General features: G+C 69.3%; 15 protein-coding genes and 1 pseudogene. 4 read left to right on the top strand and 12 right to left on the bottom strand.

The window, feature by feature from the left end:
- Nucleotides 1-17 precede the first annotated feature (17 nt).
- The 3 genes from Q0812_RS05635 to Q0812_RS05625 are packed head-to-tail and all read right to left on the bottom strand — an operon-like array spanning nucleotide 18 to nucleotide 2,226.
- Nucleotides 18-545 carry a GNAT family N-acetyltransferase gene (locus Q0812_RS05635; RefSeq protein ID WP_302109337.1) on the bottom strand — a complete coding sequence of 176 codons (528 nt, stop codon included), beginning with the start codon at nucleotides 543-545 and terminating at the stop codon, nucleotides 18-20.
- A complete protein-coding gene (aroB, locus tag Q0812_RS05630) occupies nucleotides 542-1,648 on the bottom strand; it encodes a 3-dehydroquinate synthase (protein WP_302109336.1) in 1,107 nt (368 codons plus the stop codon). Before aroB ends, Q0812_RS05635 begins: the two co-directional genes overlap by 4 nt.
- Nucleotides 1,645-2,226 carry a shikimate kinase gene (locus Q0812_RS05625; protein ID WP_302109335.1) on the bottom strand — a complete coding sequence of 194 codons (582 nt, stop codon included), beginning with the start codon at nucleotides 2,224-2,226 and terminating at the stop codon, nucleotides 1,645-1,647. Before Q0812_RS05625 ends, aroB begins: the two co-directional genes overlap by 4 nt.
- A gap of 51 nt (nucleotides 2,227-2,277) precedes the next feature.
- Here Q0812_RS05625 and Q0812_RS05620 point away from each other — a divergent pair, with 51 nt between their 5' ends.
- Both Q0812_RS05620 and Q0812_RS05615 read left to right on the top strand, forming a co-directional pair.
- The gene (locus tag Q0812_RS05620; RefSeq protein ID WP_302109334.1) at nucleotides 2,278-3,180 is read left to right on the top strand and encodes a site-specific tyrosine recombinase XerD; all 903 of its coding nucleotides are present in this window, start codon (nucleotides 2,278-2,280) and stop codon (nucleotides 3,178-3,180) included.
- Nucleotides 3,181-3,249: 69 nt separating this feature from the next.
- Nucleotides 3,250-4,197 carry an acetyl-CoA carboxylase carboxyltransferase subunit alpha gene (locus Q0812_RS05615; protein ID WP_302109333.1) on the top strand — a complete coding sequence of 316 codons (948 nt, stop codon included), beginning with the start codon at nucleotides 3,250-3,252 and terminating at the stop codon, nucleotides 4,195-4,197.
- A 28-nt stretch (nucleotides 4,198-4,225) separates the two neighbouring features.
- Here the strand turns inward: Q0812_RS05615 and Q0812_RS05610 are convergent, their stop codons facing one another.
- From Q0812_RS05610 to Q0812_RS05580, 7 genes are all read right to left on the bottom strand, one after another.
- The gene (locus Q0812_RS05610; protein ID WP_302109332.1) at nucleotides 4,226-5,296 is read right to left on the bottom strand and encodes a tetratricopeptide repeat protein; all 1,071 of its coding nucleotides are present in this window, start codon (nucleotides 5,294-5,296) and stop codon (nucleotides 4,226-4,228) included.
- 71 nt (nucleotides 5,297-5,367) lie between these two features.
- Entirely contained in the window at nucleotides 5,368-5,865 is a 498-nt protein-coding gene (locus Q0812_RS05605; protein ID WP_302109331.1) for a hypothetical protein, read from the bottom strand.
- A gap of 30 nt (nucleotides 5,866-5,895) precedes the next feature.
- The gene (locus Q0812_RS05600; protein WP_302109330.1) at nucleotides 5,896-6,249 is read right to left on the bottom strand and encodes a hypothetical protein; all 354 of its coding nucleotides are present in this window, start codon (nucleotides 6,247-6,249) and stop codon (nucleotides 5,896-5,898) included.
- A gap of 104 nt (nucleotides 6,250-6,353) precedes the next feature.
- Entirely contained in the window at nucleotides 6,354-7,454 is a 1,101-nt protein-coding gene (locus Q0812_RS05595; RefSeq protein WP_302109329.1) for a hypothetical protein, read from the bottom strand.
- Nucleotides 7,455-7,530: 76 nt separating this feature from the next.
- Nucleotides 7,531-9,369: an ABCB family ABC transporter ATP-binding protein/permease gene (locus Q0812_RS05590; RefSeq protein WP_302109328.1), complete on the bottom strand. Its 1,839-nt coding sequence runs from the start codon at nucleotides 9,367-9,369 to the stop codon at nucleotides 7,531-7,533.
- 140 nt (nucleotides 9,370-9,509) lie between these two features.
- Nucleotides 9,510-12,017, bottom strand: coding sequence for a GAF domain-containing hybrid sensor histidine kinase/response regulator (locus tag Q0812_RS05585; RefSeq protein WP_302109327.1), 2,508 nt, complete (start codon nucleotides 12,015-12,017; stop codon nucleotides 9,510-9,512).
- Nucleotides 12,018-12,150: 133 nt separating this feature from the next.
- On the bottom strand, nucleotides 12,151-12,786 hold the full coding sequence (locus Q0812_RS05580) for a LysE family translocator (protein ID WP_302109326.1): 636 nt from the start codon (nucleotides 12,784-12,786) through the stop codon (nucleotides 12,151-12,153).
- Between the two features lie 222 nt (nucleotides 12,787-13,008).
- Between Q0812_RS05580 and clpB the strand changes: the two genes are divergently transcribed.
- Nucleotides 13,009-15,606 carry an ATP-dependent chaperone ClpB gene (gene clpB, locus Q0812_RS05575; protein WP_302109325.1) on the top strand — a complete coding sequence of 866 codons (2,598 nt, stop codon included), beginning with the start codon at nucleotides 13,009-13,011 and terminating at the stop codon, nucleotides 15,604-15,606.
- A 330-nt stretch (nucleotides 15,607-15,936) separates the two neighbouring features.
- Nucleotides 15,937-16,053: pseudogene (locus Q0812_RS05570) on the top strand (ClpX C4-type zinc finger protein); the annotation flags it as partial.
- Between the two features lie 1,180 nt (nucleotides 16,054-17,233).
- On the opposite strand, the gene Q0812_RS05560 reads toward Q0812_RS05570, so the two are convergent.
- Together Q0812_RS05560 and Q0812_RS05555 are read right to left on the bottom strand one after the other, a co-directional pair.
- Nucleotides 17,234-17,698 (bottom strand): DUF1493 family protein, encoded by a 465-nt coding sequence (locus Q0812_RS05560; RefSeq protein ID WP_302109324.1) that lies wholly within the window; start codon nucleotides 17,696-17,698, stop codon nucleotides 17,234-17,236.
- A gap of 241 nt (nucleotides 17,699-17,939) precedes the next feature.
- Entirely contained in the window at nucleotides 17,940-18,404 is a 465-nt protein-coding gene (locus Q0812_RS05555; protein WP_302109323.1) for a DUF1493 family protein, read from the bottom strand.
- Nucleotides 18,405-18,446 lie beyond the last annotated feature (42 nt).

Genomic DNA, 18,446 nt, shown 5'->3' with positions numbered 1-18,446 from the left:
GCGCCCGACACGCTTGGCTACGCGGTGTTTCCGAGCCCTTTTTCCAGCACCACCAGGTCGAAATCGGTGCGCAGGGCCCCGCTGTGCTCGTCAAAGGGAAAGGGCCGCCGCTCGCCCGTGGGCCGATAGCCGCGCCGCCCGTACCAGGCGATCAGCTCCTGGCGCAGACTGATGACGGTCATCTCCAGCCGCGCCGCCCCCCATTCATTGAGCGCCGCCCGCTCGCAGGCCGCCAGCACGGCCCTGCCCACGCCCTGTCCCTGGGCGTCGGGATCGACCGAGAACATGCCGAAATAGGCGACCTCCCCCCGGCTCTGGATCAGGGCCGAGGCCGCCAGCCGTCCGTCGTCCTCCGCTAGCACGAAACGCGACGCGGGATCGGCGATCAGGGCGTCGATCTCGGACCGGCTGGTGCGCGGTCCGGCCAGCAGGTCGGCCTCGTGGGTCCACCCCCGCGCCGCCGTCTCGCCGCGATAGGTGCGCTCGGTCAGGGCGTGGACCGCCGCCGCATCCCCCGGCCGCGCGAAGCGGAAGGTCAGCGTCACGCCGCGCCGCCTTCGATCAGGACCTCGCGCACGGCCTCGGGGGCGACATCGCGCACCACTTCAGCCCGGCCGATGCCGCGGGCCAGGATCAGCGTCAGCCGCCCGCCCTCGGCCTTCTTGTCCCCGGCCATCCGCGCCAGCAGCGCGTCCGCCGACACGCCGCGGAGCGCCGCCGGCGCCCGCACCGGCAGCCCTGTCTCGCGCACCGCCGCCTCGACGCGGTGGGCCTCCTCGGCGTTGCACAGGCCCAGCCGCGCCGACAGCTGAAACGCCTGCACGCAGCCCAGCGCCACCGCCTCGCCGTGGGTCAGAACCTCGCCGAACCCGCCTTCCGCCTCCCAGGCGTGGCCGAAGGTGTGGCCAAGGTTCAGGAGCGCCCGCCGCCCGGCCTCGCGGGGGTCTTCAGCCACGATGGCGGCCTTGGCCCTGACCGAGGTCTCCACCGCATGGGCCAGGTGCTCGGGCTCGCGGTCCAGCACGGCGGCGCCGTTCGCTTCCAGCCACTCGAAAAACGCGCGGTCGCCCAGAAGGCCGTACTTCAGCACCTCGGCATAGCCGGACCGCATCTGCCGGTCGTCCAGCGTATCCAGCGCCTCCAGGTCACAGAGGACCAGCCGCGGATGCCAGAAGGCGCCGATCAGGTTCTTGCCCTGGGGCGCGTCGATGGCGGTCTTTCCGCCCACGGCGGAATCCGCCTGGGCCAGCAGGGTCGTGGGCGCCTGGATCACGTCGATCCCGCGCATGTAGAGGGCCGCCGCCAGCCCGGCCAGATCGCCCGTGGACCCGCCGCCCAGGGCCAGGACCGCGTCCCCCCGGTCCAGCCCGGAGTCCAGCAGCACGCCCAGCAGCGACTGCAGGCCCTCAAAGCTCTTGGCCGCCTCGCCCTCGGCCACGGTGATGGGGATGGGGGTCAGCCCCGCCGCCCGCAGACTGTCGTCGACCCGCTGGCCATAGAGCGCGCCGACCTGCGCATCGCTGACCACGGCCACGCGTCTGGCGCCCGCGGCCGACATGACCAGTCCGCCCGCCTCATCCAGCAGGCCCCGGCCCACATGGACGTCATAGGGCCTCACCCCCTCGGCGCTGATGGAGATCAGGCTCATTTGCGGCCCGCCCATTGGGACAGCGCCGCCAGCACGGCGTCCACGGCCCGGCTGTGCGGCCCGGCGCCGGTCTCGACGATCAGATCGGCCGCCTCGCGGTAGAAGGGCTCGCGCGCCTGTTGCAGCCGCGTCAACACCGCCAGCGGGTCGGCGTCCTTCAGCAGGGGCCGCGTGTCCCGCCGCGTGGCCCGCTCGGCCAGCACCTCGGGCTCGGCCCGCAGCCAGATCGTGACGGCCCGCGCCTTCAGGGCCTTGCGCGTCTCGGCGTTCAGCACCGCCCCGCCCCCGGTGGCCAGCACCTGCGACGGGCCCTCCAGCAGGCGGCGGATGACGCGGTGCTCCCCGGCGCGGAACTCGGCCTCGCCCAGCTCGGCGAAGATGTCGGCGATGGACAGGCGCGCCGCCGCCTCGATCTCGGCGTCCGCGTCCCGGAAGGGCAGACCTAAGCGTCGCGCCAGCCTGCGGCCCACGGTGGTCTTGCCGACGCCCATCAAACCGATCAGGGCTATGCTGCGACCCTGCAGCAGGGCCGGATCGAAGGCGGGAGGCGCGGAAATCTTGGCGGCGGCGTCGGTCATCGGAAGACGAAGCTCTAGCGCGCTTTTCACGCGCCCTGAAAGGGGCCGCGCATGAGCACGCCTCAGGTGGAGGCCTTTCTCGAGATGATGGCGGTCGAGCGCAACGCCTCGCCCAACACCCTGGCGGCCTACGCCCGCGACCTGGCTGACGCCGAGGGGCTGGTGCCCGGGGGACTCATCGCCGCTTCGCCCGAGGCCGTGGAGACCTATTTCGAAGGGCTGTCCCGGCGCGGCCTGTCGGCTTCCACGGCGGCCCGGCGGCGCTCGGCCCTGCGCCAGTTCTACCGTTTCGCCCTGGGCGAGGGCTGGGTCGTCCAGGATCCCTCGCGCCGCCTCGAAGCGCCGAAGCAGGGCCGTCCCCTGCCCAAGGTGCTGGGACAGGCCCAGGTCGAGGCCCTGGTCGCCGCCGCCCGCGCGCCGGGCGATGCGCGCGCCCTGCGGGCCGCCTGCCTGATTGAGCTGCTTTATGCGTCGGGCCTGCGCGCCTCCGAGGTGCTGGCCCTGCCGCTGACGGCCGTGGCGCGCGACCCGGCCTTTCTGATGGTGCGGGGCAAGGGCGGCAAGGAGCGGCTGGCGCCCCTCAATCCCCGCGCCCGCGAGGCGCTGAAGACCTATCTTGAAGCGCGGCCCCAGCTGCTGCCCAGAGGCGACGCGGCCAATCCCTGGCTGTTCTGCTCCTCGGGCGCGGGCGGACGGCTGACGCGGCGCCGGCTGGGCCAGATCCTAGACGCCGCAGCCCTGGCGGCGGGCCTCGATCCCGCCCAGGTCAGCCCGCATGTCCTGCGCCACGCCTTCGCCACCCACCTGTTGGAGGGCGGCGCCGACCTGCGCGTCGTGCAGACCCTCTTGGGCCACGCCGACATTTCAACCACCCAGATCTACACCCACGTGGCCACCGACCGCCTGGCGGAGGTGGTGCGCTCAAAGCATCCCCTCGGGCGCAAGGGGGGCTAGTCGACGCTTGCCCGCGAAGGGCTGCGGCCCTAGGTTCCGGCGCTTCCGAAACGGTCCGGACCTTCAGCGTTGCGCCACTATCTCGACTTCGAACAGCCCATCGCCGACCTCGAAGCCAAGATCGAGGAGCTGGAGGCGCTGTCGAAAACGACCGGCTCGTTCGACAACGAGATCAAGTCGCTGAGGAAGCGCGCGCGCGAGCTGCGCCTCGACGCCTACAAGAACCTCGATCCGTGGCGGAAGACCCAGGTGGCCCGCCACCCCGAGCGTCCACACCTGACCGACTATCTCGAGACCCTGTTCACCGATTTCGAGGAGCTCAAGGGCGACCGCAAGTTCGGCGACGACCAGGCCATCGTCGGCGGCCTGGCCCGCTTTCGCGGCCGCGCCGTGGTCGTCATGGGGCACGAAAAGGGCTCGGACACGGCCACGCGCCTGCGCCACAACTTCGGCATGGCCCGCCCCGAAGGCTATCGCAAGGCGGTGCGTCTGATGGACCTGGCCGACCGGTTCGACCTGCCGGTCCTGACCTTCGTCGACACCGCCGGCGCCTATCCGGGCCTCGGCGCCGAGGAGCGCGGCCAGGCCGAGGCCATCGCCCGCTCCACCGAACGCTGCCTGACGCTGGGCGTGCCTTCCATAGCGACGATCACGGGCGAGGGCGGCTCGGGCGGCGCCATCGCCATAGCGGCGGCCAACCGCGTCCTGATCCTCGAGCACTCCATCTATTCGGTCATCAGCCCCGAGGGCGCGGCCTCGATCCTGTGGCGCGACGGCGCCCGGGCCAAGGACGCCGCCTCGGCCATGAAGATCACGGCCGAGGACCTCAAGGGCCTGAAGATCATCGACCGCATCGTGCCCGAGCCGGTGGGCGGGGCCCATTCGGACCGCGAGGCCGCCATGGCCGCGGTCGGCGACGCCATCGCCGAAGAGCTGGCCGAGCTGTCAAAGCTCACGCCGGATCAGCTGCGCGCCCAGCGAGCCGATCGCTTCTACGCCATCGGCCGGGCGAGCTGAGCCCGCCCCGACCGTGACGCCTGGCGGCTCAATAGCCGCTCGCGAACCTCTGGCACATGGCGTTGAGGCGCCCCAGCCGCTCCAGCGCGTCGAGCCTGGCGATCGCGTCGCCGCCGGCGTCGCGCTCGAAAATCACCAGCCGGTTGCGCACCTCCTGGCCGACCTGGACGGCGCCTTCGAACACCAGGGTGTTCTGGGCCGTGCGGCGAACCCGCGTCCGCGTCCAGTCGATGTCGAAGGAAGGGAAGTTCCCGTTCCTGGCCACGCCGATGGTGGTGACGCAGGGCATGTCCGGAAAGGCGCTGTCGGTGCGCGCGCCGACCACGCCCTGACCCCAGGTGGAGACGAACAGGCCCTCGGCCGTGTCGCCCTCGAGAATGCGGGTCTGATGCTCCAGCGCGGCCGAAGCCTCGCAGCCCTTGTCGTCCCCCCGCTCGCAGGCGGTGCGCAGCCAGCGGCGGGCGGCGTCAAAGTCGATCAGCGCATTGGACCCCGGCAGGTTGAGCATGCCGTAGACATAGGCGTAGCCGGGGACGCCGGCCTCCGCCGCCGGGCGGGCGTAGCGCGCCGCCATGGTGGGATTGGGCGTGACGCCTTCGCCGCGGATGTAGAAGTCGGCCAGCACCGACGAGGCCAGGGCTCGGCCCCCGTCGCTGGCCAGGATCAGATGCCGCCGCGTCAGAGCCAGGTCTCTCGGGACCCCGGTGGCGTGATAGTAGTTCAGCGCCAGCACATGGTGGCCGAAGGCGTCACCCTGCTGCGCCGCGGCCTGGGCCCAGCGCATGGATTCGGCCGGATTGCGCGGCACGCCGTCTCCGGTCGCATAGGCGCCTGAGATCACCGCCATGGCCTTGGCGTCGCCCTGTCGCGCCGCCGCCAGGACGCGAGGCGCCGCGCCGGGGAAGCCGATGCGCTGGCGCACATCGCGCGAGTTCATCACCTGCCAGTCGCGGGCCGACAGGCCCCAACGGTCCACGGACTGGGCCTGGGCGCTGAGCGCCAGGCCGAGCCCCATCATCAGGGCCAGCGCCATCAGCGCGATCGCTCGGCCAAGGCCGTTCGCTACGCCCTTGCGGCGCGATACGGTCACGGTGTGCATAACTAAACTCCTATGGCCGCCATCCCTTGCGCGGCCGGAACGAAGAGGGCCGGGACTTGCCCGGCCCCCGCCTAGAACTGCTGGTCGGGCGCCCGGCGGCAGGTTCCGCTGTAGGTGTGCTGACCCCAGCCCTGCAGAAGGTCGTTGTCCGAGTCCACGACCACCCGGAAGGCGCCGCTGCGGCGGTCGATCCGCGCCTGACTGACGCTGTAGCGGCCGTTGCGCATGCCGACCTGGGTGTCGCAGGACAGGTTGGCCTGGATGCAGAAGGTGTAGGCATCCTCGCTCGTCCGCATACTGACGGGTTCCCCGTTCAGGCGGAAAGGCACGTCCGAGGATCCCACGCGATAGACGAACGGCGCGGTGACGATGGTCGCACGCGAGCTGTCCGGCTCCAGGCGAATCCGCCAGGTCCCCGACTCGCGCGTGTTGGATCGCTCCGTCCCGTTGTAGTTCGAGTTCGAGACGATGCTGACGTCGCAGTCCAGCAGCACCGTCTCGGCCGCCGCGGGCAGGGCGGTCATCGCAACGGCCAGCGCCAGCACGCCCATCGTCGGATTACGGGTCATGGCTTTCATCCCTTCGCCGTCCGACCGGCCTTAGCGGAAGCCCGGGTCGTTCCAGTCGATCTGGATCACCCGTCCCGACTCGCGGCGATGATAGCGGGCGATCTCTTCGCGCAGACGGGCCTCGGCGTCGCCGCGGCTGGTGGGCGCGATGCAGCTGGCGGTCGAGAAGCGATCCGAGCTCCAGCGGTTCTCCAGATGGGTCCGGAACCGCGCCGACATGGCCTGCCAGTATGAGCCTTCGGGAATCACGCGCGTGTGCACGAAGTTGGTCTCGTTCGACGGCGTAAAGGCGTGGGAGGTGCAGGCCGTATAGCGCTGCTCCTGAGCCTGGGCGGCGCCCGCCAGAAGGACAGCCGCGGCCGCCCCCATCATGATGATCTTCATCGGATTATCCTCGTCCAATTGGCCCCTGTCCGCCCATTAGGGCGGGCCGGGCCGCAGGGCGCATCTGCAAAATTGCATACAGGGGCCCGGGTGCGACCTTCGCGCTACAGGCGGGCCAGCAGGGCCGCCAGCTCCAGCTGGCTGCCGGCGCCCGTCTTCTCCAGGATGCGGCGCACCTGAAAGCGCACCGTTCCCAGCGCCACCCCCCGGTCATAGGCGATCGCCGCCGCCGCCCGCCCCAGCGCCAGCTGCGCCGCCACGGCGGCTTCCGCGTCTGTCAGGCCATAGAGCGCCCGCGCCGCCTGAGCGATACGCGCCGCGTTCGGCGAAAAGTCCCTGACGATCACCAGCACGGCGACGTTGAAGCCCAGCGGCTGGCGACGCGGCGCGGGCGCGACCTCGACCAGCAGGGCGTCGTCGCCCGGCGGGCGCGCCAGGGCCAGGGGCGGTCCCGGGTCGATCAGCCCCGCCGCGGCGCGCCGGATCGCCTCGTCCAGCGCCGACCGGTCGGCCGGAGCGGCGGGCGCCAGCCGCCCCTCGCGCACGGTCAGGCCATCGCCCGCGGAAGCCAGGGCCTCGGCCGACGGCGTCATGGCGCGCACACGCCCGTCGCCGCCGCACAGGAAGACGGTGGCGCGGATCGCCTCAAAGGCCTCGGTCAGCAGGGCCAGGCTGTGATCCTGCAACGCCATCTGTGTGCGCACGGCCGCGCGCGCGTGTGCCGCCAGTTCGGCGAAGGCGCGCTTCTCCTCGGCGCTGACATTGCCCTGCTTTTCGGTCCGCAGCACGCACAGACCCACCAGCAGGTCCGGCCCCTTCACCAGCGGCGTCAGGCAGGCGTTGTGCATGTCGTGCCTGCGAATCCACTCGGCGTACTCAGGATTGCGCGCCATGTCCTCGGCCGTCGTGAAGTCGGCCTCGTCCAGCACGACCAGTTCACCGATGACTGAACCCCGGCGCACCCGCGAGTTGACCCGCGTGTCCCCGCCGCCGGCGGCGAAGAATTCCGCCGCCGTCTCGGGCGCGCACCCGGTCATCAGGTTGAAGGGAACGGCGGCGTCGCGCCCCAGGCCGATCAGCTCTCCGCCCATCGAGCCGGTCACGGCCGCCAGCTGCTCCATGGCCGACCACCAGTCCGACTGCCCCGCGGCCACGTCGCGGAAGGTCTCGATCGTGTCCCTGACCGAGTCGTCGGATACGCCCATCACGCCACGCCCACTCTACTGAACCCTGGGGCGACCTTAACGCTTTCAGATGACAAAGGAAGTCGAACGGCGTCCTTCAGGCCTTCCGCGTCTGCCGTTTCCACAGACTGGCGTATTCGCCGCCGAGAGCGATCAGCTCGGCATGGCGGCCGGCCTCGACGATGCGGCCCGCCTTCAGGACCAGTATCTGGTCGGCGTCGGCCACGGTGGACAGCCGGTGCGCCACCACCAGGGTCGTGCGGCCCCGGCGCGCCCTTTTCAGCGTTTCCTGGATGGCCGCCTCCGTGCGGCTGTCCAGCGCGCTTGTGGCCTCGTCCAGGATCAGCACGCGCGGATCGGCCAACAGGGCGCGGGCGATGCCGACCCGCTGACGCTCGCCGCCCGACAGCTTCAGCCCACGCTCGCCGACGCGGGTCTCCAGCCCCTCGGGCAGGCCGCGGATGAACTCGCCCAGCTCGGCCGCCTCGGCCGCCGCCCATATCTCGGCCTCGCTGGCCTCGGGGCGGGCGAAGGCGATGTTGGCCCGCAGGCTGTCGTTGAACAGGGCCACGTCCTGCGGCACCAGGCCGATCGCCCGGCGCACCGAGGCCTGGGTCACATCCCTCAGGTCGCAGCCGTCCAGCGTCACCCGGCCCTCCTGCGGGTCGAGCAGGCGCAGGGCCAGCTTGACCAGGGTCGACTTGCCCGCGCCCGACGCGCCCACCAGGGCTACAGTCTGGCCGGGCCTCGCCGTAAAGCTGATCCCCGACAGGCCCGCCGACCGGGCCGAATGGCGGAAGCCCACCTCATCAAAGGCCACCTCGCCGCCCCTCTGGTCGGTCGGCGGCGGCAGGTCCGGCGCGCCGGGCGCATCGCCCACCTCGGGCCGCTGCTTCAGAAGCTCGCCCATGGCCTCCATGTCGATGAAGGCCTGGCGTAGTTCGCGATAGGCGAAGCCCAGAATGTTCAGGGGCTGGAACACCGAGATCAGGATCAGCACGGCCGCCGTCACGTCGCCGGGGCCCATGCGGCCGTTCAGCGCCTCGATGCCCGCCAGCACCGCCAACAGGCCGAGGCCCAGGTTCATGACCAGCGCCTGACCTGCGTTCAGGAACGCCAGCGAGGTGTTCGAGCGCACCGCCGCCCGGCCATAGGCGCTGAGCGCCGCCTCATAGCCGGCCACCGCCCGCGTCTCGGCGCCGAAGGACTTGACGGTTTCATAGTTGAGCAGGGCGTCGACCGCCTTGCCCACCGCCTCGCTGTCGGCCGTGTTCATCTCGCGCCGATGCGCCAGGCGCCAGTCCGACACGGCGAAGGTCAAGGCCGCATAGGCCGCCACCGTGCCCACGGCGATCAGGCCGAAGCGCCAGTCATACTTGCCCGCCAGCACCGCCGCCGCCAGCACCAGCTCAAGCACGGTCGGGATCAGGTTGAAGGCTAGGATGCGCAGCAGGAAGTCCACCGACCGCGCGCCGCGCTCGACCGTCCGCGACAGGGCGCCGGACCGCTTGGTCTGGTGAAAATCGAGGGAAAGCGACAGGGCGTGACCGAACGCTTCGGTGGCCGCCCGGCGTTGGGCGGCCTGGCTGACCGGGGCGAACAGGGCGCCTCTGATTTCCGGCAGGGCGGCCGACAGGAAGCGGATGCCCGCCCAGCCGATGGCGAAGGCCGAAAAGCCCAGGGCCACGCCGACGCCCGCGGGCTGATCCTCGGCCAGCCGGTTCACCGCGGCGCCCAGGGCCAGGGGCGCCATCACGCCCAGCACCTTGGCCACGAGGGTCAGCACGAAGGCCGCCGCGATGCGCAACCTGAGTTGAGGCGCGCCCGACCGGCCGATCAGGCCGAACAGACTCCTCAGCGCGGCGACGGTCTGGGGGTTGGCGGGCGCCGCTTCGGGCGGGGCGGGCGAGCGGCGGCGGTCTGAAGAGCGAGGCATCGGCGGCGCATATGGGGGCGGGCTGCGGGCCCGCCAAATCGCGCCTTGCACTCCCCTCCCCTCGAGGGGGAGGGCTGCTGGTCCCTATTCAGCCTCACGCGGCTGTGCGAGGCGCCCGGCTTTCCCCAACTTGGTTACACCTACCCGTCCAGCTTGTCCCGGACGCGCGCCGCCAGATCCTGATAGGTGAAGGGCTTGGTGATCAGCGCCACGCCGGGGTCGAGCCGCCCCCCGTGCACGATGGCGTCGCGCGCATAGCCGGTGGTGAACAGCACCTTCAGGTCGGGCTGCTGCGCCTGGGCGGCCTCAGCCACCTCGGCGCCGGTCATGCCGGGCAGGACCACATCGGTGAACAGTAGGTCCACCGTCCCGCCTTGGCGCTCCAGCAGGCGCAGGGCGGCGGGGCCGTCGTGCGCCTCCAGCACGCGATAGCCCAGCTCGCGCAGCACATCGACCGTATAGGCGCGCACGTCGTCGTCGTCCTCGCAGACCAGTACCGTTTCCTCGCGACCGCGCGGGGCGCGCACGGCCGTCTCGGGCGGCGCCGCGGCGGCCTCGCCGTCCGCGCGCGGCAGATAGATGCGCACGGTCGCGCCCTGTCCCGCCTCGGCCTCGATGGCCAGGCGCCCGCCCGACTGGCGTACGAAGCCATAGACCATCGACAGGCCCAGCCCGGTGCCCTTGCCCACACCCTTGGTGGTGAAGAAGGGGTCGATGGCGCGGGCCAGAACCTCAGGCGCCATGCCCTGGCCGGTGTCCGACACGGCGATCATGACGTGGGGCCCGGCGGTCTCGCCCTCTCCGCCGGCCTCCAGCTCCACATTGGCGGTGGACAGGGTCAGCCGCCCGCCCTCCGGCATGGCGTCGCGCGCGTTCAGCGCCAGGTTCAGGATCGCGGTCTCCAGCTGGTTGGGGTCGGCCTCCACCGCCCACAGGCGCGGCTCCAGCAGGGATTCCAGCTCGACGGTCTCGCCCAGGGTCCGGTGCAGCAGTTCGGACATGTCCGCCGCCAGACGGTTGACGTCCAGCAGCTTGGGGTCCAGCGGCTGGCGCCGGGCGAAGGCCAGCAGCCTCTGGGTCAGGGTCGCCGCCCGCCGCGCGCCCGCCAGGGCGTGGTCCACATAGCGGCCCAGCTTCTCCCGCCCCGGCCCGTCCAGCCGGCGGCCCATCATGTCCAGATTACCGATGACGATCTGCAGCAGGTTGTTGAAGTCGTGGGCCAGACCGCCGGTCAGCTGGCCGATGGCCTCCATCTTCTGCACCTGGCGCAGCTGGGCCTCGGTTTCCTTGAGCGCCTCGGCCTGGGCGTGCTGATCTGTGACGTCCTGGCCGCTGCAATAGACCTGGTCTTCGACGCGTACGCAGGTCCAGCAGATGCGCCGCCTTCCCCCCGCCGCCGTTCGCGCCATGCCTTCGACGTGAACCACCGCTTCGCCGCCCTTCAGCCGCGCCAGGGCCTGCCGGACCTCATCGCCATGTTCGGGGTGCAGCCAGCGCAGGTCGTGGGCGGTCAGCTGCTCGGCGCTCCAGCCCAGAAGCCGCGTCCAGGACGGGTTCACGCTCTTCAGCTGGCCGGTTTCCAGGTCGGCCACGGCCAGCAGGTCCTGACTGACCTTCCAGGTGCGGTCGCGCTCTTGGGTGCGTTCGGAGACCTTCTGCTCCAGGGTGGCGTTCAGCCGCTGCTGGGCCCGGAACAGCCGGGCGTTGTCGATGCCGATCGCCGCCTGCGCCGCCAGCCCCACGATCAGCCGCTCGGCCCGCTCGTCGAACACCCCCGCCTCGGCGTGACCGAAGAACAGCCCGCCGATCACCTCGCCCGAGCGGCTGATGACCGGGGCCGCCAGATAGCTGGTCACCGGCAGGTGCCCCTTGGGCTTTCCGTAATAGGGGTCGTTCTTGCCGTAGCGGGGGTCCTTGGTGATGTCGTCTGAGCGCACCACGCCTTCCCCCACGAACGTCGGGGCGAACACGTGCGTGTTCCTGGGCATGGGGAACTTGTCGAAGTGGCTGCGGTCCACGCCCGACAGCGAATAGAGCATGTAGCTCTCCTCGCTCTCGTCCACGACGTTGTAGAAGAACGCCCCGAACTCGGCCCCGGTGAGGGCCACGCCCGCGTCCGTCACCGTCTGGACCAGCCGCTCCAGGTCCAGCTCGGCGGCCACCTGGGCGGCGGTGCGGTTCAGGATCTCCAGCGCCTCGGTCTCGGCCTTCAGCGCCCGCTCGGCCAGCACCCGCTCGGTGGTCTCGTTGCAGATGCAGAAGACGCCGCCGAAGCGGCCGTCGCTTTCGGGCGCCGGCGAGTAGGAGACGTCGAAATAGACCTCTTCGCCGTAGCCATGGCGCTCGATGTAGAAGGGCCGGTCCTGAGCCGCGAAGGTCTGCCCCGTGTCGCGCACACCGTCCAGCAGCGGCTCCAGGTCGTCCCACAACTCGGTCCAGGTTTCGCGCGCCGGCCGTCCCAGGGCCGCCGGGTGCTTCTCGCCGATCGTCGGCGCATAGGCGTCGTTGTAGAGGGCGCAGTAGTCCGGCCCCCAGAACATGCAGACCTGCACCTCGGACGACAGGGCCACGCACACGGACTGGAACAGCGCCGGCGACCAGGACTCGATCGGTCCCAGCGGCGAGGCCGACCAGTCCTTCTCGGTCATCAGGCGCCCCATGGCCCCGCCGGATCGGATCAAAACCTCGCGTCGGTCACGCGGATGCATGGCGCCGATACTCCCCCAATCGGGCCCCTAACGCCCAGGTTGCGGGTTGGCTCCCGCCGGGCGCTTGCTTTTCTCAACCCCGCGTCTGCCAGGCCATCCACACCGCCGCCGCCGCTATGCCCAGGGCCGCCACGGCCCGTAAGCGCCTTGATCCCAGCGTCCGCGTCAGGTTCATGCCCGCCCCGGCGCCCCCCAGCACGATCAGGCCGTGGATCAGCACCGCCACCATCAGGTGCAGCGCGCCCAGCGTCAGGGCCTGGGTCAGCACCGCCCCGTGATCCGGCCGTATGAAGCCCGGCAGAAGCGCCGCATAGAAGGCCGCCGCCTTGGGATTGAGCAGGTTGCCCACCAGGCCCCGCACGAACAGCCTGCCCGCCCCGCCGTTCACCTCGGTCAGGCCCGGCTCGCTGGCCCAGGCCTCCCAGGCCAGCCACAGCAGGAACGCGATCCCGGCCCAGCGCACCGCCTGGTACAGCGACGGCGCCGCCAGCAGCAGCTCCGTCAGGCCGAAGGCCGCCGCCAGCATCCAGGCCGCCAGCCCCAGGGTCACGCCCGCCACGGCCGCCAGTCCGGCCCGGCGCCCCCTCTGAGCCGAGGCGATGGCCAGCCAGGTCATGTTCGGCCCCGGCGTCAGCTCGATCAGCGCCACCGCCGCCAGGAAGGCGGGCAGCACCGCCGGATCGACCGGCCAGGCCTCGTGCGGGATCATCGGCGGCGCCCTCTTGTGTGCCCCATAAGCCACACCCAAATGAGCCGGGCAACAACCGGCGCGTTGCTTGCACTGGCCTGAAGCAGCGAGCCGCCGCGCGGCGAGCGTTAGGCCAAGCTAAAAAGGACGCGCTGGCCGATCCGCCGTTCAGACCGAAATCGGTCCAGTTGGCCGCGCTCCAACTGGGCTTAGATTTCGGGCCAGTATTTGGGGACACCACGAGTGAACATCGACGCCTATTCCGACCGCGCCAAGCAGGCCATCCAGTCGGCCCAGAGCCTGGCCCTGGCCCGCCGCCACCAGCAGTTCGCCCCCGAGCACCTGCTCAAGGTCCTGCTGGAGGAGCGCGACGGGCTTTCCCGCAAACTGATCACCGCCGCCGGGGGCGACGCCGCCAGGGCCGAGCGCGACCTTGAGACGGCGCTGCAAAAGCGCGCCCAGGTCTCGGGCGGCTCGGGCCAGCTGTATCTCGACGGCGACCTGGCCCGCGTCTTCGCCACCGCCGAGGCCGCCGCCAAGTCCGGCGGCGACCAGTTCGTCACCACCGAGCGGCTGCTGCACGCCCTCAGCAAGGACGGCGGCGTGGCCGCCGGCATCCTCACCTCCGCCGGCGCCGCGCCCGACAGGCTGGACGCCGCCATCGCCGACATCCGCAAGGGCAAGACCGCCGACTCCGCCTCGGCCGAGGACGCCTACGACGCCCTGAAACGCTACGCCCGCGACCTGACCCAGGCCGCCCGCGACGGCAAGATCGACCCGGTCATCGGCCGCGACGAAGAGATCCGCCGCACCATCCAGGTCCTGGCCCGGCGCACCAAGAACAACCCCGTCCTGATCGGCGAGCCCGGCGTCGGCAAGACCGCCATCGTCGAGGGCCTGGCCCGCCGCATCGTCAACGGCGATGTGCCCGAAAGCCTCAAGGACAAGCAGGTGCTGGCCCTCGACATGGGCGCCCTGATCGCCGGCGCGAAATACCGCGGCGAGTTCGAGGAGCGGCTCAAGGCCGTGCTCAACGAGGTCTCGGCCGCCGAGGGCCAGGTGATCCTCTTCATCGACGAGATGCACACCCTGGTCGGCGCCGGCAAAACGGACGGCGCCATGGACGCCTCCAACCTGCTCAAGCCCGCCCTGGCGCGCGGCGAGCTGCACTGCGTCGGCGCCACCACCCTCGATGAATACCGCAAGCACGTGGAGAAGGACGCGGCCCTGGCCCGCCGCTTCCAGCCGGTGTTCGTGGACGAGCCCACGGTCGAGGACACCATCTCGATCCTGCGCGGCCTGAAGGAGCGGTACGAGCTGCACCACGGCGTGCGCATTTCCGACAGCGCCATCGTCGCGGCCGCCACGCTTTCCAACCGCTACATCGCCGACCGCTTCCTGCCGGACAAGGCCATCGATCTGGTGGACGAGGCGGCCAGCCGCGTTCGCATGGCGGTCGATTCCAAGCCCGAACAGCTGGACGAGATCGACCGGCGCCTCGTTCAGCTCAAGATCGAGCGCGAGGCCCTCAGGAAGGAGACCGACAAGGCCTCCATGGCCCGCCTGGGCGACCTCGAGGCCGAGATCGAAGACCTCGAAAACCAGTCCGCCGACCTCACCGCCCGCTGGAAGGCCGAGAAGGAAAAGGTCGGCCAGGGCGCCCAGCTGCGCGAGACCCTGGACCGCCTGCGCATCGAGCTTGAGACCGCCCAGCGCCAGGGCGACCTGGGCCGCGCGTCCGAGATCGCCTACGGCCAGATCCCCCAGCTGGAAAAGCAGCTGGCCGAGGCCGAGCAGGCCGAGGAACAGACCGCCGCCCTCACGCCCGAGGTGGTGGACGCCGAACAGATCGCCGCCGTCGTCTCGCGCTGGACCGGCGTGCCCGTCGAAAAGATGCTGGAGGGCGAGCGCGAAAAACTGCTGGCTATGGAGGAGGGCCTGCGCGCCCGCGTGGTGGGCCAGGACGAGGCCCTCACCGCCGTGGCCGACGCCGTCCGACGCGCCCGCGCAGGTCTGCAAGACCCCAACCGCCCCATCGGCTCCTTCCTGTTCCTGGGCCCCACGGGCGTCGGCAAGACCGAGCTGACGAAAGCCCTCGCGGAGTTCCTCTTCGACGACGAGGCCGCCGTCACCCGCATGGACATGAGCGAGTACATGGAGAAGCACTCGGTCAGCCGTCTCATCGGCGCGCCCCCCGGCTATGTGGGCTATGACGAGGGCGGCTCCCTCACCGAGGCCGTGCGCCGCCGCCCCTATCAGGTCGTCCTCTTCGACGAGGTGGAAAAGGCCCACCCCGACGTGTTCAACGTCCTGCTTCAGGTGCTGGACGACGGCCGCCTGACCGACGGCCAGGGCCGCACGGTCGACTTCCGCAACACCATTATCGTCATGACTTCGAACCTGGGCTCAGAGTTCCTGGCGGCGGAGGAGGGCGCCAAGATGATGGAAGAGGGCATCGAGGCCGCCCGGCCCATGGTCATGGACGCCGTGCGCCGCCACTTCCGGCCCGAGTTCCTGAACCGCATCGACGAGATCGTGCTGTTCCAGCGCCTGGGCCGCGAGCAGATGGCCGGGATCGTGCGCATCCAGCTGCGCCGGGTGGAGAAGCTGCTCGCCGACCGCCGCATGACCCTGGCCCTCGACCCCTCGGCCGAGGCCTGGCTGGCCGAGCGCGGCTACGACCCCGTCTATGGCGCCCGGCCGCTGAAGCGCGTCATCCAGAAGGAGCTGATCGACCCCATCGCCCGGCGCCTGCTCAACGGCGACCTCTCCGACGGGGATGTGATCAGTGTGTCAGCGGGAGCGGATGGGTTGAGCATAGGCAAAGCCCGAGTTCACTAGAACTCGGGGCCGCCTGGCGTCATCCTCGGGCTTGTCCCGAGGAGGGAAGGCCAGGGTGCATTAGGGGCGCGCCATCTCGCCTCTTGGGGCTACACTGAGCACCAGGACGATACGAAGAAAAGAATAAATCGACCGCGAAATACATAACCATGAGCGCAGTCCCTTAACGACCCTGTTGTAACGCGCAAAAAAGCGCAGCAAAGTCCCCCCGATCGGGAGGATCATGGTGCAATGACCCGCACGACAGATGAACAAAAAGACGCCGCGGCCAGCCGCAAAAGGCGGCCTGTCACAAAAAAGAAAAGTCCCACGACGCCGCCCGGCGGACTATTGTACTGCAGTTTTTGCGGCAAATCACAAAACGAGGTGCTCAAGCTCATAGCTGGCCCATCCGTGTTTATTTGCGATGAATGCACAGGATTGTGCGCTGATATTGTGACGGACGAACTAGATCAAACGATAGAATTTCCAGATAAGAATCGGATACTTCTAAGTGTCAGCATTAAAGATAGGTTTTTGGGCGACGAAATCGCCACGATTCCGGCATTGATCAAGGAGGTATCGCGGGCATTCCCGGACTGCGAAATCTCTTTGCGTAGATGGGTACCGTCCATGGAGGAGGATGCAGTCCGCCTTACGGTGGATGCCCCAAAGGCCTATGACGTGGAGCAGCTGAAGTCGGAAATCCGTGATCTTACCGTAAAGCTTCGCATCGAGCAGCAACGCTATTTGGCCGAAAAACATGAACGCGAGCGCCTGGAAAAACGGGTGTCCGACATGATGGACGATTTCTACCCAATAATACGGGAAAAACTCAAGGCTGCGGGGGAGTATCCCAATAGTCGTATCCTGCCATTGTCTTTGATTTTTATCGACGTTGTCGGTTTTTCGTCCATGAATGCTTCAGAGCGAGAGCGTGCGCTCGACATGATCCGAAGCTTGGGTGCCGTCATACTGAGAGCAGAAAATGCGATGTACTTAAACACGTGGGGAGATGCGATCGTCGCAGCATTTGATTCTGTTGATGATGCACTTTGCTGTGCCTGCAAATTTAGCCAGCATTTTTCTCTTGTGGGACACGACTCCCGGATTGGGGTTTCATGGGGAAACGTGCGCATCTCTAAGAACGACATTATCGGCGGTGACGATTTCGATGGTGACGCGGCCAATTTGGGCGCGCGGCTCGAGGCTATCGCAGACCCTGGATCCGTACTGTGCTCAGAGGAAGTTGCGACCATTGCTGGCCTAGAAAGTGAGAAATTCTTTTTCACTGAACGATATAAATCACTCTCTAAACGTGTGGGCGACCGTGTGGAGGGCGAGGAAATCAGGGTTTTTGAGGTCAGGCTCAAATCGAATTGAAAGGAGAGGTGGGACGAAGAAGTGAGGCCAGGGCGGACAAGAAAGTGGGGACACACACCCCCTTCCGCCCCTTCATCTCATGCAAGGGACTGTGCCGGGCGGGCGGGCCGGGTCAAGGATGGCCCTTCGGGCCACCGCGCCAGCGGCGCGCCTTGCGGGCGCGTCCTTGACGCGCGGCCGGCCCGCCCGGCTGACATGCGGCTGTGAGATAATGATCATCTCCCCTCCCCCTGATGGATGGAGGGGCGGGGGAGGGCGTGGAACCTCAGACGTAGGCCAGCGCCATCCACAGCAGAAGCGCCAGACCCGGCGCCAGGATGATCAGTATGCTGATCCAGCTGTCCCATCGCACCTTCGGCAGCCGGCGCCCGGGATACGCCACAGGCCAGCGGCCGCTGCGCGCCGCCTCCACCAGGATGTCGAGCGTGATCGGGATGCGCTCCACCCGCTGATCGGGCGGCTTGAAGAACACCGCGCCCGGGTTCACGCCCTCTTCCCCGTGATGGAAGCACCAGCGGTAGGCCGACATATCGACGCCGAAGCGCTCGGCGAAGGGCTCCAGGAACTCGTCGGCGTCGTCGCCGTCGATGCTCAGGCGCCGGAACAGGTCCTCATCTTCGGGGATATCCAGCGGACGGCGCGCGAACGCCCTGACATAGACCAGCACCTCGGCGCACAGCTCCCTGTCAGCCAGTCCGCCCATGCGGCCCTCTTCTTTCCGACCGGCCATGATGCCCGCGTGAGGTTGGCTCTCTCGCGGCCAAGCGGCTGTCCTGCGGCTGAGAGATGATGTCCCGTGTCCTCCCTGCCGCGAAGCGGCGGGGAGGGGGACCGCGAAGCGGTGGAGGGGAAAGAAACGGAATGAAGAGTCCCCTCCGTCTGCTCGCGGCGCTCGCAGCCACCTCCCCGCCGCTTCGCGGCAGGGAGGAGACAAGCGCTATTTCCTTTCCCCTTGATACAGGAGGCGCGCCTCAGACGTAGGCCAGCGCCATCCACAGCAGAAGCGCCAGACCCGGCGCCAGGATGATCAGTATGCTGATCCAGCTGTCCCATCGCACCTTCGGCAGCCGGCGCCCGGGATACGCCACAGGCCAGCGGCCGCTGCGCGCCGCCTCCACCAGGATGTCGAGCGTGATCGGGATGCGCTCCACCCGCTGATCGGGCGGCTTGAAGAACACCGCGCCCGGGTTCACGCCCTCTTCCCCGTGATGGAAGCACCAGCGGTAGGCCGACATATCGACGCCGAAGCGCTCGGCGAAGGGCTCCAGGAACTCGTCGGCGTCGTCGCCGTCGATGCTCAGGCGCCGGAACAGGTCCTCATCTTCGGGGATATCCAGCGGACGGCGCGCGAACGCCCTGACATAGGCCAGCACCTCGGCGCGCACCTCCCTGTCAGCCAGTCCGCCCATGCGGCCCTCTTCTTTCCGACCGGCCATGATGCCCGCGTGAGGCAAGGCATAATCCCTTCTCCCCCTGTG

The organism is Peiella sedimenti, from assembly GCF_030504955.1.
Classification (GTDB): domain Bacteria; phylum Pseudomonadota; class Alphaproteobacteria; order Caulobacterales; family Caulobacteraceae; genus Brevundimonas; species Brevundimonas sedimenti.
Note: the sequence above shows the minus strand (reverse complement) of the source record. Positions and strands in the feature narration are given on the sequence as shown.

What these genes read in the sequence shown, in the direction of transcription:
- Q0812_RS05610 (WP_302109332.1), bottom strand. Translation starts at nt 5,296, where the DNA reads ATGCACACCGTGACCGTATCGCGCCGCAAGGGCGTAGCGAACGGCCTT.
- Q0812_RS05580 (WP_302109326.1), bottom strand. Translation starts at nt 12,786, where the DNA reads ATGATCCCGCACGAGGCCTGGCCGGTCGATCCGGCGGTGCTGCCCGCC.
- Q0812_RS05600 (WP_302109330.1), bottom strand. Translation starts at nt 6,249, where the DNA reads ATGAAGATCATCATGATGGGGGCGGCCGCGGCTGTCCTTCTGGCGGGC.
- Q0812_RS05595 (WP_302109329.1), bottom strand. Translation starts at nt 7,454, where the DNA reads ATGGGCGTATCCGACGACTCGGTCAGGGACACGATCGAGACCTTCCGC.
- Q0812_RS05585 (WP_302109327.1), bottom strand. Translation starts at nt 12,017, where the DNA reads ATGACCGAGAAGGACTGGTCGGCCTCGCCGCTGGGACCGATCGAGTCC.
- Q0812_RS05560 (WP_302109324.1), bottom strand. Translation starts at nt 17,698, where the DNA reads ATGGCCGGTCGGAAAGAAGAGGGCCGCATGGGCGGACTGGCTGACAGG.
- Q0812_RS05555 (WP_302109323.1), bottom strand. Translation starts at nt 18,404, where the DNA reads ATGGCCGGTCGGAAAGAAGAGGGCCGCATGGGCGGACTGGCTGACAGG.
- Q0812_RS05590 (WP_302109328.1), bottom strand. Translation starts at nt 9,369, where the DNA reads ATGCCTCGCTCTTCAGACCGCCGCCGCTCGCCCGCCCCGCCCGAAGCG.
- Q0812_RS05605 (WP_302109331.1), bottom strand. Translation starts at nt 5,865, where the DNA reads ATGACCCGTAATCCGACGATGGGCGTGCTGGCGCTGGCCGTTGCGATG.
- aroB (WP_302109336.1), bottom strand. Translation starts at nt 1,648, where the DNA reads ATGAGCCTGATCTCCATCAGCGCCGAGGGGGTGAGGCCCTATGACGTC.
- Q0812_RS05625 (WP_302109335.1), bottom strand. Translation starts at nt 2,226, where the DNA reads ATGACCGACGCCGCCGCCAAGATTTCCGCGCCTCCCGCCTTCGATCCG.
- Q0812_RS05620 (WP_302109334.1), top strand. Translation starts at nt 2,278, where the DNA reads ATGAGCACGCCTCAGGTGGAGGCCTTTCTCGAGATGATGGCGGTCGAG.